At 52.7% G+C, this 13,609-nt stretch carries 11 protein-coding genes and 2 pseudogenes; 8 read left to right on the plus strand and 5 right to left on the minus strand.

Annotation, left to right across the window (positions count from 1 at the left end):
- Positions 1–13: 13 nt before the first annotated feature.
- The 5 genes from Q4551_RS12850 to Q4551_RS12870 all read right to left on the minus strand — a co-directional run bounded on the left by Q4551_RS12850 (position 14) and on the right by Q4551_RS12870 (position 4,833).
- Entirely contained in the window at positions 14–775 is a 762-nt protein-coding gene (locus Q4551_RS12850) for an SDR family NAD(P)-dependent oxidoreductase (protein WP_303434242.1), read from the minus strand.
- A 341-nt stretch (positions 776–1,116) separates the two neighbouring features.
- Entirely contained in the window at positions 1,117–1,311 is a 195-nt protein-coding gene (locus Q4551_RS12855; protein ID WP_303434243.1) for a hypothetical protein, read from the minus strand.
- A 498-nt stretch (positions 1,312–1,809) separates the two neighbouring features.
- Complete coding sequence (locus Q4551_RS12860; RefSeq protein WP_303434257.1) at positions 1,810–2,781, minus strand: ketopantoate reductase family protein; 972 nt, start codon at positions 2,779–2,781, stop codon at positions 1,810–1,812.
- A 13-nt stretch (positions 2,782–2,794) separates the two neighbouring features.
- On the minus strand, positions 2,795–3,844 hold the full coding sequence (locus Q4551_RS12865; protein WP_303434244.1) for a TRAP transporter substrate-binding protein: 1,050 nt from the start codon (positions 3,842–3,844) through the stop codon (positions 2,795–2,797).
- 206 nt (positions 3,845–4,050) lie between these two features.
- Positions 4,051–4,833 carry a class II aldolase/adducin family protein gene (locus tag Q4551_RS12870; protein WP_303434245.1) on the minus strand — a complete coding sequence of 261 codons (783 nt, stop codon included), beginning with the start codon at positions 4,831–4,833 and terminating at the stop codon, positions 4,051–4,053.
- 161 nt (positions 4,834–4,994) lie between these two features.
- Between Q4551_RS12870 and Q4551_RS12875 the strand changes: the two genes are divergently transcribed.
- The 8 genes and pseudogenes from Q4551_RS12875 (at position 4,995) to Q4551_RS12910 (ending at position 13,515) form a co-directional block, all read left to right on the plus strand.
- The gene (locus Q4551_RS12875) at positions 4,995–5,936 is read left to right on the plus strand and encodes a LysR family transcriptional regulator (RefSeq protein WP_303434246.1); all 942 of its coding nucleotides are present in this window, start codon (positions 4,995–4,997) and stop codon (positions 5,934–5,936) included.
- 212 nt (positions 5,937–6,148) lie between these two features.
- Complete coding sequence (locus Q4551_RS12880) at positions 6,149–6,364, plus strand: hypothetical protein (RefSeq protein WP_303434247.1); 216 nt, start codon at positions 6,149–6,151, stop codon at positions 6,362–6,364.
- A 21-nt stretch (positions 6,365–6,385) separates the two neighbouring features.
- A pseudogene (locus Q4551_RS12885) lies at positions 6,386–6,946 on the plus strand (transposase); the annotation flags it as partial.
- A pseudogene (locus tag Q4551_RS16260) lies at positions 6,865–7,086 on the plus strand (IS5/IS1182 family transposase); the annotation flags it as partial. The pseudogenes Q4551_RS12885 and Q4551_RS16260, both read left to right, overlap by 82 nt.
- 847 nt (positions 7,087–7,933) lie before the next feature.
- Positions 7,934–9,385 carry a DUF1566 domain-containing protein gene (locus tag Q4551_RS12895; RefSeq protein WP_303434249.1) on the plus strand — a complete coding sequence of 484 codons (1,452 nt, stop codon included), beginning with the start codon at positions 7,934–7,936 and terminating at the stop codon, positions 9,383–9,385.
- 174 nt (positions 9,386–9,559) lie between these two features.
- Positions 9,560–10,168 (plus strand): bifunctional 2-polyprenyl-6-hydroxyphenol methylase/3-demethylubiquinol 3-O-methyltransferase UbiG, encoded by a 609-nt coding sequence (locus Q4551_RS12900; protein ID WP_303434250.1) that lies wholly within the window; start codon positions 9,560–9,562, stop codon positions 10,166–10,168.
- Positions 10,169–11,547: 1,379 nt separating this feature from the next.
- Positions 11,548–12,840: an ammonium transporter gene (locus Q4551_RS12905; protein WP_303434251.1), complete on the plus strand. Its 1,293-nt coding sequence runs from the start codon at positions 11,548–11,550 to the stop codon at positions 12,838–12,840.
- Positions 12,841–12,855: 15 nt separating this feature from the next.
- Entirely contained in the window at positions 12,856–13,515 is a 660-nt protein-coding gene (locus Q4551_RS12910) for a hypothetical protein (RefSeq protein WP_303434252.1), read from the plus strand.
- Positions 13,516–13,609: the final 94 nt, after the last annotated feature.

The following is a 13,609-nucleotide window of genomic DNA, read 5'->3' on the forward strand; positions in this document are numbered from 1 at the left end:
TTGGATTCCGGTGTCAGATATCGCGTTTGATGGCAAAAGGAGACCAGCTCTGTCTTACCGGCATAATCTCAAGCGTATTGATATTCAGGTGGCTCGGCTGGTTGGCCAGCCACAGCAGAGTCGACGCAATATCGTCTGGCTGGATAGCATGGGCACCGTTATACAGATTATCGTAAGCCTGTTGGTCGCCACCGGTTCTGACCAGAGTGAACTCACTTTCAGACAGCCCGGGAGCCAGGCAGCTGACCCGCACGCCAGTACCAGCCAGATCACAACGCAAGGCCAGCGAAAACTGCTCAACAAACGCCTTGGTGCCGCAATAAACATTGCCGCCCGGATAAGGCCAGCTACCCGCAATGGAACCAATATTAATGATGCTGCTGCCTTCGCCGGATTCGATCAGCCGTGGCAATAACGCATGAGTTACCGTTGTCAGCCCCTTGATATTGGTATCGATCATGGTATGCCAATCCGCCAGATCACACTCCTGTGCGCCCTGGGTACCCAGCGCCAGACCGGCGTTATTGATCAGCAGGTCAATCTTGTCGAAAGGGGCCGCGAGTTCATCAAATGCCTTGAGCACAGCAGCAGAGTCACAGACATCCATGACCAGTGTGGCAACCTGGGTTTTATCCGCCAGCTCTTTGCCTATCTCGTCGAGTCGTTGCTGGCGGCGTCCGGTGAGTACCAGATTCCAGCCCGCAGCAGCAAATTCACGGGCTGTTGCCAGACCAAACCCGGAGGTAGCACCAGTAATAACGGCGGTTTTATTCATAAGACAGACCCTTTAAACACATGTAAACAATGTTTTAACCCATACACTGAAAATAATATCGGTATGGCTGTTATTGACAGACCGAACCCGGTCGGCTGATTCAATAGCAACAAGATAGCGTTGCTATTGTTAAATAAACGGTCGGGGTGTAACCGCATGAAACAGTTTTTAGCCTCAGGGCAGTGGCTAGACATTGCATCCTGATAAACATACCGGCCATGTCTGGCTGCACCACAACGGTTTTTCAACATACTGATTAAGATGACTAAGGTATAGGGGAATCCGCTGGTAGCTGTAGATCCAGCTTGGACACTCATATAGTGCCAGGTGAAATATATGTATCAATACGGTGCAAGAGACACGGCTAACCTTCTCCGGTCTGGTGCAACTATCAGAATGCTGTTTTGAGCCGCCAGCCAGGCGACTTCTTTGGTATCGATATGCTCGTCTGCGGCTAACCAGGCAGACGTTGCCCCTTCAATAAAGCTGTTGGCAGTTCTCATTTCTGGAAAATGGCATTCAATCGATTCAACCATACGTTGCCGCTTGGTTGAATGAATCCCCCTGAGTTTACGCAAATAGGTATCGTAGTGCCCCAGGGATAAAAACAGCGCCAATCGCCGCTGGATATTGACCGGTGGGTGGGTGACGATATATCAGACGTCGCAACGCTCTGACTGCAGAAATCAATTCATCATCGGCCACCATATCCATATAGCCGATCCTTAATCCGGGTGATAGCGCCCGGACATGCTTTTGCGGACGGAATCGCGCCAGTGCTGAAGCCTTGCCGTCGGCTATCAAGGCGGCAGTTTAGCAATTTTCTGTCAGGGTTGCTGACTGAGGCGTACTATTGTCGGGGGTGACAGGGCAGGCCTCCGGTGCTGGCGCAATCGGTGATTTCAAGCATTGGATGACGTTTGTTTCTGGCTAACGAGAGTTAGTTGCTGTTCTTGCCGGGAAAGCCCGACTCCGTTATTCCGGATACCGAAGCGCGTTCAGCATAACGGAGTCGCTGGCCGGATACGGTGCTGTTAATGGTTGCGGTTGCGATCCATCAACCGCACCAGACCAAACAGACTTTCGGCACAAGGCACTGCTACCGACAACTGCTGTGCCAGGTCACAAAAAGCCCCCAGCAGAGCGTTGATTTCCAACGGCCGGTTGGCTTCCACGTCTTGCAGCATGGAGGTTTTGAATGCCCCCAGCTTGAGGGCTTCCCGGTTGCGTTCAACCGGGTCCTGATCAATGTCACAGCCGATCCGGCAGCCGACCTGCTGGGCTTCGGCCATCACCCGTACCACCAGTTGGCTGGTGTAGGGGTCATTGATGATCTGGTCGGTGGTGGCATGGGTCAGCGCCGACACCGGGTTGTGGGTCATATTACCCCACAGTTTGAACCAGATATCGCGCTGGATGTAATCTGACAGGCTGGCTTCAAAACCGGCTTGGTTGAGCAGGTTGGCGATGTGGTGCAAACCTGCATCCGGCTGTTGCCCCGGGCTGCCCAGCACCATGCGGTGGCCAATGCTGTGGCGTATCACCCCGGTTCTGACATTGCTGCAGGCCATATGCAATACGCAGCCAATGATCTGGCTGGATGGAATCGCCTGTTGTAGTGCGGCCTGGGGGTCGAGGCTGCCGAGATGGATGCTCTGACCGGAGACCAGTCCGGCGGTGAACCACCAGGGAATGCCGTTCATTGCCGTCATCACGCGGGTGTTTGGCCCCATCAGCGCCTGGATGTGCGGTAACACCGACGCCAAAGCAGGTTCCTTGACGGCAACGATAATCAGATCCTGGGACGGCAGACTGGTGGCATCTGCCACGGCGTTGACGCTGAAAAACGCTGGGGGCTGGTCACCTTCCTGTAGGCCGATGCCATGCTGTTGTAAGGCCGCCAGTGTTGCGCCACGGGCAATCAGGTTGACCCTGACGTCGATGCTGGCCAATCGGGCGGCGATATAGCCGCCAATTGCACCGGCACCAATGACCGATATATTCATACTCACTGTTGCGTTACTCCTGTGCCAGAGGTTGCTGGTAAGAACGCGCCTGCTGGCGCAGATAGTCGAGAGCGGCATTGGCATCGATATCACGGTCGGCCACGTCTTTGACCCATTGCTGGGGCAAGTCGGACAGGCGCTGCTGCATGTCAGTCAGCATGGCATCACCGGGCTGCAGCTGATGAATCTCGACACCGCTGTTACGTGCGGCCTCGTAACCGTTGCGGTCGGCTTGCTCCCAGGCTCTCCCAGCGAGGGCCGACAGGCGCTCCCCGGAGACTGACAAAATGGCCTGGCGATCGGCGGCAGAGAGGCTGTCGAGGGTGTCCGGGCTGGCGAATATGGCAAATGAACTGGCGTACAGGCCTCTGGGGATCACGGTGATCTGACTCGTCACTTCACTGAGGCGCAGGTATTTCTGATCCAGCACTGGCAGGAACACTCCATCGACCACCCCTTGCTGCATCATTTCATACACTTTCGGGGCGGGTGCCTGTACCGGGCTGACATCGAGTCGCTCGGCGACCAGCATCTGCAAGCCGCCACCTATCCGGATCTTCTGGTTTTTGAGTTGTTGCAAGCTGCTGAAAGGTTCACGAGTATGGATCTGGGCCGGGCCATGTACAAACAGCCCGAGTAACTCCAGCCCGTCGAATTCCTTGGCAGCTGAGAAATACTGCTGTTGGGTACGCCATAACGCGACCGAGGTCGCTTCTGCACTATCACTGATACCGGGCAACTCGGCTACCAGAGGTAACTTGAAACGGCCCGGCTGATAACCAACCACGGTAAAGGCGACATCCACCACACCATCTTCGACCAGATTAAACATGGTTTTGGGATGGCCAAGACCGTATTCCAGCTGGATGGCCACCCGGCCTTCGGTGGCTTCTTCGACCCACTTCGCCCAAGTTGGCCAGACTTCAGCATTTTGTGGATTGGTGGGCGGTAACCAGGTACCAACCCGCAAGGTGGTTTGAGGTGTGGTGTCGGCTTGAGCCAACAGTCCCCACATCAGGCTGCTGATTAGTGTGGCTTGAGCTGCGATTCTGAGTATGTTCATGGCGTACCTTTTTATTGTTATTGATTGGTTGTTGTTAATGATGATCCGTTTATTGTTATTGTTTATGAGTGCTTACGGCTGCTGAGGCGGATCAAACCAATCACATCGTCGGGAGTGATCCGGACCATCAGCGCCTGCCTGTTATGCCTGTGTTTATGACGGGTGACCAGTGATTCGATCAACCGTTAGATATCAGCCTGGATCGATCAGTAACGAAACGATGCATCCTGACGCTCGGCCAGGCGCAAAAATGCTGCCAGGGCATCTTCACCAGCACCAAAGCGCGGGTCCAGATTCATCGAATCACGGGAACAGCCATCCAGCACCGGCTGGGCAATGGTCAGCGGCTTGCCCATGCTGCAGGTGGCCAGCTGGACTTCACAGGCGCGGTTGACCAACCACATCAGTGAGAAGGCCTGTGCCAGAGTGGCGCCAATAACAACCGGGCCATGGTTTTTCAGCATCAGTACCTGTTTGTTGCCAGCACTGGCCAGAATCCGGTCACCTTCATCCGAGCGTAGGGTAATACCCTCAAACACATGCCAGGCTACCCGGCCCCACAACTGAGCCGCGTAAAAGTTACTGTAGGAAAGACCGCTTTCCAGACAACACACAGCCTGAGTAGCGGTGGTGTGCACGTGCATCACACAATGACTATCGGCAACCTGCTGGTGAATCTTGCCATGAAAAGTAAAGCCAGCCGGATTAATCGGCCAGTCGGACTGGCCAATAATATTGCCTTCGATATCGACCTTGACCAGATTGGAGGCAGTGACCTCGGTGTAGTGCAGGCCAAAAGGATTAATCAGAAAATGCTCAGTACCAGGCACCCGTAAAGACAAATGGTTATAGATACCCTCGTCCCAGCCCATCAAGGCGAACACCCGATAGGTGCCAGCCAGTTTGATCCGGGTTTGCCATTCGCTATCACTGATATGCGGTGGCTTGTTGAAGTTGGCCGGGTCACGGCTCAGAGTAGTGCTGGTCATGTCGCTGACTCCTTTATTTGAATGGTTGATATTTTGTTAGGATGTTAAGTAAATACCGCCATTTCAGGTAGACTGAAGTTTATTGATGGGGGTATAGCCATTACCTATACCCGGACTGCGGACACCCGACTCAACCACCTGACCCAGGGGAAATAACAATAATGAATACCCGACAGCTGCTGTATCTGGTGACGTGCGCCCGTACCGGCAGCATTGCCGCTACCGCCAGAGAGCTGAACATCGCCCAACCCAGCGTCAGCCAGCAACTGGCAGCACTGGAACATGAACTCAAGACCCGCCTGTTGGAGCGGGATCACACCGGCGTACACTTGACCCCGGCAGGAGAAAAATTCCTGCCCGTTGCCGAAACCACAGTACAACAGCTGGAACTGGCACGACGGCAGTTGCTGGAAGACGGTGGTGAACCCAGTGGCCGGGTGGTACTGGGGATGAGCCAACCGACAGGCAACGCCCTGGCAGTACCCTTGTTTGCCGAAGTCAATCGCCGTTACCCAGGTATCGAACTGGACTTGCAAACCGGCTTGTCGAGCAGCCTTTATCAGTTGTTGCGCCAGGGGGATGTTGACCTGTTGGTGAGCTCTGACGATGCCTCGCCACATATGGGTATGATCAGCCGGCCGTTGCTGAACGAGCGGCTGTTTTTGGCGGTAGGCACCGGGGCAGCGGCGGTATTCGACAGCTTGCTGCAGCGTGACTGCATTCGTTTTGCCGAGTTGACCGATTATAGGGTGATCTACACCAGCGAACGCGACTCCCTCGGCTTCCGGGTGGCGCAATACGAACAGCTGGTGGGGGTGAAACTGCAACGCCAGAATCCCTTTGGCCAGCTACTCACCAGTCTGCGCTATGTAATAGAAGGCTATGGCCTGCTGATATGCTCCACCACGGCGGTATACCCGCAGGTGAACAGTGGTGCAATCAAACTGCTGCCAATCACCGACCCGGACATGACTCGCCAGGTCAATCTGGTACATATGCACGAAAGGCCAGAAACCCGCGCCATGACACTGGTTGCCGAACTGATTGGTGAACTCAGCCAGCAATTGATCGCCGATGGTATCTGGGCGGCCAGCCAGCCGTAACCGATGCGCCGCGATGGTATCCAGCGGTTCCGGCAGTATATGCGGCGCATCTGAATCCGGTGGTATGTGTTTTGATACCTGCTCGGGGTTAGCCGCACAACACGGAATGCCGTATTGAACGGCCAATCTGGAATCAGCCTGAAGGCAGTCAGAAAGCAGAGATAGCCAAAGCCAAAAAAATTGCCAAGTAGTTGAGTGGTAGATGTCAGGTTATGGGTATAAAAACGACGGGTTGGGATTCAGCAAAGCGTCTTGATGGTTTGCAGGGTCTTGTAAAAACAGCGCATTGTATGCAGCCAGGATTCTTCGACTTTGATGACCTGAATGACAAACTGGATCAGCACAACGACCCACCCGCTAAAATTAATGAACTTGTCGACTGGGCTGCCTTCAGGTCCATTCTCAGCAAGATCCGCATGCCACGCTGATCCAATAAGGGTCCTCCTCGTTCAGACACCTTGCTCATGTTCAAAATGATTTTCCTACGCCACTACTACAGCTTGCCCCTCAAGCAGGTCGAGTATCAGATGCTGGATCGCCTGTCGTTTCGGCGTTTTCTGGGCTTGTCGCCGGAAGATCCGGTACCCGATGCCAATACCGCCTGGAAATATGAAGAGTTACTCGTCCAGAAAAACCTCACCGATGAACTGTTTTACAGCTTGCTCTCGCACATCGAAGCCCACGGTTATCGGCCTCAAGGCGGTCAAATTATCGATGTCACCCTGGTTGAAGCACCCAGCGAAAAACCGAAGAGCAGCAGGAAAAAGCCCGCAAAGCGCAAGAAAAGTCCAATTCCGGTAACGATGACCCGACACCGCCGCTCCCTCCAGAAAGTACTCCGGCCCAGCAGCGCTAGGCCAGTCGAGATGCAGCAGCCTGGACGAAGAAACATGGCAAGAGCTACTTCGGCTATAAAAATCACACCAGCGTCGATAAACAGCACAAACTCATTCGCAGCTACGAAGCGACTGCGGCTAAGATACATGGCGGGCATCAACTCGAAGTCCTGATCAATGGCGACAATAGCAGCGCAGATGTCTGGGCAGATAGCGCTTATCGAAGCGCAGAAAATGAAAGCATGTTGGAAGACCGTGGCTATCGCTCCCACATCCATCGCAAGAAACCGCGAGGTAAAGACAGACATGCCTGAACGTAGCAAGCTGACGAATCAAAAACGCTCTCAGGTTTGGGCTCGTGTCGAACATGTTTATGCGGACATGAAATGCGACGGCAAAAAGTACCTGGTGCGCTGCATCGGCCAGGCCAGAGCGGAACTGAGAATCGGTTTGATGAACATGGTGTACAACGCTCGTCGCTGGAGCTTTTTATCTTGTGTGGGATAGGTGCGTCTGAATGATGCGATTTGGACTGAAAGTAGTCCAAATCTTTACTGAATTGGCCGGAAATAGGCCGGATCAAGCCGCATTGGGATATTTCGAAGTCATTGATGTGAATAATTTGCTGCAACGGTGGCTTTACACGACTAAATAGATCTCCCCAACAGGCTATCAATGCTGCGATTAATATTTTAAATACCGCGCTTAATACAGTAATTAAAGCTCTCCAGGTAGCCATATAGAAGTTATATAAATGGGTGTGGGAAATATAAGCTTTTTAGAGATATTGAAAAAGGCTTCGAAACCTCTATTAGGCATTATTATATTTAGTAATTTTGGCAATGAAAGTTGTTAGGTTGATCCTCTGGAGACAGGTATAAATCTTGAGTGTTTTCTATTTTTATCATAGGAATAGTGAATTTTTCGTATGCATTTATTTACCTGTTTCCTACTGCTTTTCACCTTGGAATGCCCTGATTTATTATCCTGATGTATTGCCCTGCTGTATTGCCGCTTATCAGGTTGAAAATAATAATGGCAAAACCCTGATTAAAATCAGCGTTAATCGACGTTACTTTACATAGTCTTTGATATTTCTGCGGATCGGTTTTATATCATACAGTCGGTTTTCTGAATTTACAGGACATGGCAGAGCTAATTATGGAAATATCGCAACATTACATCATCACCAGTGCGGTACTGCTGAGTCTGGCGGGATCATTGGCTGGCTGTGCCACCAAACACGAGGGTACCAGCGGGCGCTCGGAGGCTGCCGCCAATTCCCAGAGTCGGGCTTTTGCCATTGTCGATACCGCCCAAGGCACCTGTTACAACAACAGTGTCGAGATCGAATGCCCAGCGCCCGGGGCGGCTTTTTATGGTCAGGATGCCCAATACACCGGCAATGTGCCCAGCTATCAGGACAATGGCAACAGCACCGTCACCGATCAGGTAACAGGGCTGGTGTGGACGCAGTCATTATCTGCAGCATCCATGGTCTGGTCCGATGCCGCCGGTTATTGCGCGGCGCTGGAGCTTGGCGGTATCGACGACTGGCGTTTGCCGAATATCAAGGAACTCTGGTCTATCCGGGACTTTTCTGCCGGTTGGCCCTGGCTGGATACCGACTACTTTTATCTGGTCGGGAATGGCAAGGAAGGTGCGCAACAGCACTCCTGGTCGAGCAATTATTATCAGGTCGATACCGAGCTGGCCCAGCGTGACGTTGCCTTTGTTGTGAATGACTGGACCGGCCATATCAAGGCGCTGAATGGTCGGCGGTTTGTACGTTGTGTGAGTGGCAGTCCATACGGCATTAACGATTTTCAGGATAACGGCGATAACACCATCAGCGATCACGCCACTGGTTTGATGTGGAGTAAAAACGACAGCGGCAAAAGCCTGAACTGGCAAGAAGCATTGGCCTACGCCGAAAACGCCACCGACGCTGGTTACGATGACTGGCGCTTGCCGAATATCAAAGAGCTGCAAAGTCTGGTGGATTATTCCGGGGTTTTCCCGGCCATAGATCGCAGCGTATTTAATATCTCTACCATTACCAATGAAGCGGACAACGTCGATTATCCCTTCTTCTGGAGCAGCACCACCAACCCTTATATCGACCCCCACGATGCCCACGGTTACTGGTTTGCCTGGTATGTTGCCTTTGGTTACGCGGTGGATCATGAGGGCCATGATATGCACGGTGCCGGTGCTGTCCGCTTTGATACCAAGGCCGAAGGGGGAGCCGATGGCCCGGATGGTGAACGGTATTACAACTATGTGCGTCTGGTGCGGGGTGGCGACGTGAGCAACACGCCGGCAGGTGATCCTGCCACGGTCAAAGCCAATCGGGTGGTCTCATTTGCCGATGGCGACACTGGCGGCATCGGTCATCGCCCAGAAGGCGGCGGCCCCGGTGGCCCTGGCCAGCGACCGGATGTTGCAGCAGCGGCGGCGACGCTGAATATCAGCGAAACCGCGTTGATCAAGGCATTGGGGAAACCGAATCAGGGGCCACCGGATTTTGCGGCGGCGGCAATTGCGCTGGGGGTTACAACCGATGAATTGATCAACGCTTTGGGAGTGCCGGGTCGGCCGCCACAGCGGTGATGGCAGTCAGCTAACGACTGATAGTCAAGCCCGGCAGCACGGTTTAACAGCAGTGAGTGGCCTGCATGGGTATACTGAAGCCAAGGTTCAAACCGGCAGTATTCAATAGTTATCCAACCGCTGAATACCCGGTTTGACCGGCACAGAATGCAGACGACAACAGGAGCATCACCCATGTGGGATCAACGTTATAACGAAGAAGGTTTTGCCTACGGCACGGTAGCCAATGATTTTTTGCAAGCCCAGTACGGCCAAATACCGGCGGGCGGCAAGGTCTTGTGCCTGGCAGAAGGCGAAGGACGGAATGCCGTTTTTTTGGCCAAACAGGGTTATGTTGTTACCGCGGTCGACCAGTCGTCGGTTGGCCTCAACAAGGCACAGCAACTGGCCGCGGATAACGGCGTGGTTATCTCGACGGTCGTCGCCAATCTGGCGGATTACGACCTCGGCACCGAGGCGTGGGATGGCATTGTCTCGATTGCAGCCCATGTGCCATCGGCATTACGTAAACAGCTGCACGGCAATGTGCAACCGGCCCTGAAACCCGGGGGCGTGTTTATTCTGGAAGCCTATACCGAACGGCATCTGGAGATGGAAGGCGCAGGCGGGCCACCACCGTCACAAAAAGATATGTTTATGTCGCTGGAGGCGCTGGAAGCGGAACTTCAGGGGCTGGATTTTGCGGTCGCGGCAGAAGTGGAACGCCATATGGTTGAAGGCAAATACCACCGGGGCGACAGCGCCGTGGTGCAGATCGTCGCCTGCAAAACCGCCAAGGATTAAACAAGGGCTGGCCGGGTACTCCAGTAAATCAGTAACCGGCAGTTCAGAAACAGGAAACGCCGTCACCTCGGAGCAAGCCCGGCGTGACGGCGTTTTTACGCCAGTCAGGTGGTCGCAGGGCAGTAGAGCAGAGGGCAACCCGGACACAAACCTGGTCCTTCCTTTGATTATCTCAGAGGGCAAGGTAAAGCGTGGGACGACATAATTGCGAGTGCAACTAGAACTGGTGGTAAAGATCTGGGGCTGAAGCAAAAGCCAAGGCAATCGAGTCTTTCAAAGAGATGATTTGATTGGTCCAGATGGTGAGTCCATTAATCTACATCATCTAATTCAAAGGCAGGGCGTGCTATCGCTGAAGTGACTGGAGCCATGCATTTTGATTATTATTCAACTCTCCCTATAAATCCGAATCCGATACCATCAGGTCTTGGCAGAACAGAGTTTGACGATTGGAAAATAGCATATTGAATGAGCGGGGCTAACGATTTTTATGGCTATTTTCAGGTGGGATTATGAATAATTCGGCTATTAATGAATCGATTTCTATTCTTCATAATAATGATGTTATGGATATTTTATATTTCTTCGGTGATTGGAAAAATATGATATTAAAATCCCCTCGGATTATCGCCTTTTTTTGGAAGGTTTGGCGCAGGTAATGCCGGAAGTTCGGAAATATATGGTTTGACGAACTCCGATTTTTAAACAGTAGGCATTCCTAATATGGTGTGGTGTACATTGCAAGATAGGAATATAGGTTTGGCGAGTAATTTAATACGTATTGGAGATGGAGAGTTGGGTAGTCCCTATATCATGTTGTCCGATGAATTTTTTACGTTAGACCCCAACATTGGGTGACCAGGAAAAGAACACTGCTGTTTTTATACGCAACGGGCCAAGTGTGGGTGTCCTGGCATGCTGATTGTCCAGAATTGGCATTTTAATTGGCTGCTACGATTGAGACAGATCAATTGTGGCGGTTAATTTTTGACGTCGATTTGCAGCCCGTGTGCTGTCCCGGTGCACGCTTCTGTGGTGATGCCGGGTACGGTTGGTACCGGTTGCACCAGTCTGATTTCCGCTTTTCCAAATCTGTCACTGATTTTCTTATCAATAGTCGATGGTGCACCTTATAAGCACATTAGCGGCGTATTTAATGATGACTAAAACCACTTTTATGGAATACAAGTACCACCGTCCACTTTGGCATGTAACAGATGCACTCTGTCGGTGCGCGGGCAAGATGGCATATGGATTGCCCATTAATCCGGTGATCTGTCACACAGTACTTTGTGAGCTTGGTCATGGCTGTGTCTGGGGAGATAGCCATGGCTGTCACAAGGTTGCTTTTTATCGTTATATAACAACGAGGATAAGATATGCGCAGATTGGCCGTAGTATTCACCGGTTGCCTGATCGGGTTGCCAGCCCAAGCGGAGGAATCAGTCGTTTCTACTCTGGCAGCCGATACCATTTGGGTCGTGACTGCCGCTGCATTGGTATTTTTTATGCAAGCAGGCTTCGCCTTACTCGAAGCCGGCATGTCGCGGGCAAAAAACTCCGTCAATGTGATGATGAAAAACTACATGGATGTGTGTCTGGGAACCCTGATGTTCTGGCTGGTCGGGTATGGTCTGATGTTTGGCAATAACGTCACCGGATATTTTGGCTCCAGCCATTTCATGATGTCGGATGTGGAACCCTGGGATTACACCGTTTTGCTGTTCCAGACCATGTTTGCCGCAACCGCCGTCACGATTTGTAGTGGCTCGATGGCTGAACGTACCCGCTACGATGCTTATCTGGTGGCGTCGGCTGTGATTGCGGCCTTTATTTACCCCGTGTTTGGCAGCTGGGTCTGGGGTGGCCTGTACGGTGGCGCTGGCTGGTTGGCCAATATGGGCTTTATTGATTTTGCCGGTTCGACCGTCGTGCATTCAGTTGGTGCCTGGTGCGCTCTGGCGGGCATTATTGTGTTAGGACCCCGTACCGGTCGTTTCTCCCGCGAGACTGGCGAAGTCCGCAATATTCCGGGGCATAACCTGTCGCTGGTAGCTCTGGGCGGTTTTATTCTCTGGCTCGGCTGGTTTGGCTTTAATGGCGGCAGCACTCTGGCTGCGACGGCGGATATCGGTTTGATCGCGCTGAATACCCAGCTTGCCGCCGGTGCCGGTGCGCTCGGTGCCTTGCTGTTCAGCCGCGTATTCCGGGTTCCCATTTTGCTGACGGCAACCGTCAATGGCAGTATTGCCGGGTTGGTGGGCATTACCGCTGGATGTGCCAGCATGGAACCTCAGTGGGCCATTCTGACAGGGTTGATTGCGGGTATGATCGCCGTCGCCGGATCATTGATAATGGAACGGATGAAACTGGATGACGTTGTGGGTGCGGTACCTGTGCATGGTTTTGCTGGCGTCTGGGGGACGTTGGCCGCCGGTATGTTTGTGACCGGGGATCTGTTTAACACTCATCAGGTGATGGTGCAGTTGATTGGCATTGTGGCTGCGTTCGTATGGGCTTTCCCGCTGTCACTGCTGACGTTTGGACTGATCCGGATGACGATGGGATTACGGGTTACCACCGCTGAAGAGCAGCAGGGCCTTGATGTGTCTGAACACTATGAGGTGGCCTATCCCGAGTTCCACAAAGACATGACGTACTTTCGTCAGTAAGTATGGAGCGTACGGATGAATATCGATACCAAACGGCGTGTGGTGTATACCGTACTGAGTGAAGTACTGGATGGCGACGAACTCTGGGATGTGATGTGGCGCTGGGAAGAGGGCTACGCCCAGAAATCCCAGTATGAGTTGAACGGCTTCTTTAACGACTGTCGGGATTTGCATGCCATCGCCTCCAATCGATCACAGCTTTACCGTGATCTGATTGGCTTGCTGATGAAAGGAACATCTGGTCTGAAGGCTGACCCGATCTCGCAAATGGAAGCCTATCGGCAACGTAATGGCATACTGGACAACCCGGTTACGCTCAATACGCATGAATGGATGCCCTGTTTCAGCGTGGTGGTACAAGAATTAATGCTCCAGGTGCCAGCCGCGCAAGTGCAGCAGGTACGGATGCAGACTGAAGAACAGGCGCAACACCGCGGGGTGACACCAGATCTGGTGTATGCGTTTTCCATGCTGGCCTTAGGCAAGTCGTCCACTAATTTGCTATCGCCCGATTTTGGTGAACTAAAAACACTATTGAATCTGGTTTATGTCGCCATGTGTGAGCAACTCGGGCCAGTGGCCACCGATCGCATGCTGTCACAAGCGATTGAACGTGCCAGAAAAAAGTTCAAAGGAGTGGACGCCCGTCTGTTATTGCAGCATCACACACGTTGAGCACACAGGTTATACGGCAGGGGACATCCATTTAATCCTGCACGGCTCTGCGCGAGTGTTGCCGTTGTTCAGGGCAAGGCGACGAATGCAGCGA

It is taken from the genome of Oceanobacter sp. 5_MG-2023, from assembly GCF_030548165.1.
GTDB lineage: Bacteria > Pseudomonadota > Gammaproteobacteria > Pseudomonadales > Oceanobacteraceae > Oceanobacter.

Coding starts and splice junctions, on each gene's coding strand:
- Q4551_RS12850 (WP_303434242.1), bottom strand. CDS start 775: ATGAATAAAACCGCCGTTATTACTGGTGCTACCTCCGGGTTTGGTCTG.
- Q4551_RS12855 (WP_303434243.1), bottom strand. CDS start 1,311: ATGGTTGAATCGATTGAATGCCATTTTCCAGAAATGAGAACTGCCAAC.
- Q4551_RS12860 (WP_303434257.1), bottom strand. CDS start 2,781: ATGAATATATCGGTCATTGGTGCCGGTGCAATTGGCGGCTATATCGCC.
- Q4551_RS12865 (WP_303434244.1), bottom strand. CDS start 3,844: ATGAACATACTCAGAATCGCAGCTCAAGCCACACTAATCAGCAGCCTG.
- Q4551_RS12870 (WP_303434245.1), bottom strand. CDS start 4,833: ATGACCAGCACTACTCTGAGCCGTGACCCGGCCAACTTCAACAAGCCA.
- Q4551_RS12875 (WP_303434246.1), top strand. CDS start 4,995: ATGAATACCCGACAGCTGCTGTATCTGGTGACGTGCGCCCGTACCGGC.
- Q4551_RS12880 (WP_303434247.1), top strand. CDS start 6,149: ATGGGTATAAAAACGACGGGTTGGGATTCAGCAAAGCGTCTTGATGGT.
- Q4551_RS12895 (WP_303434249.1), top strand. CDS start 7,934: ATGGAAATATCGCAACATTACATCATCACCAGTGCGGTACTGCTGAGT.
- Q4551_RS12900 (WP_303434250.1), top strand. CDS start 9,560: ATGTGGGATCAACGTTATAACGAAGAAGGTTTTGCCTACGGCACGGTA.
- Q4551_RS12905 (WP_303434251.1), top strand. CDS start 11,548: ATGCGCAGATTGGCCGTAGTATTCACCGGTTGCCTGATCGGGTTGCCA.
- Q4551_RS12910 (WP_303434252.1), top strand. CDS start 12,856: ATGAATATCGATACCAAACGGCGTGTGGTGTATACCGTACTGAGTGAA.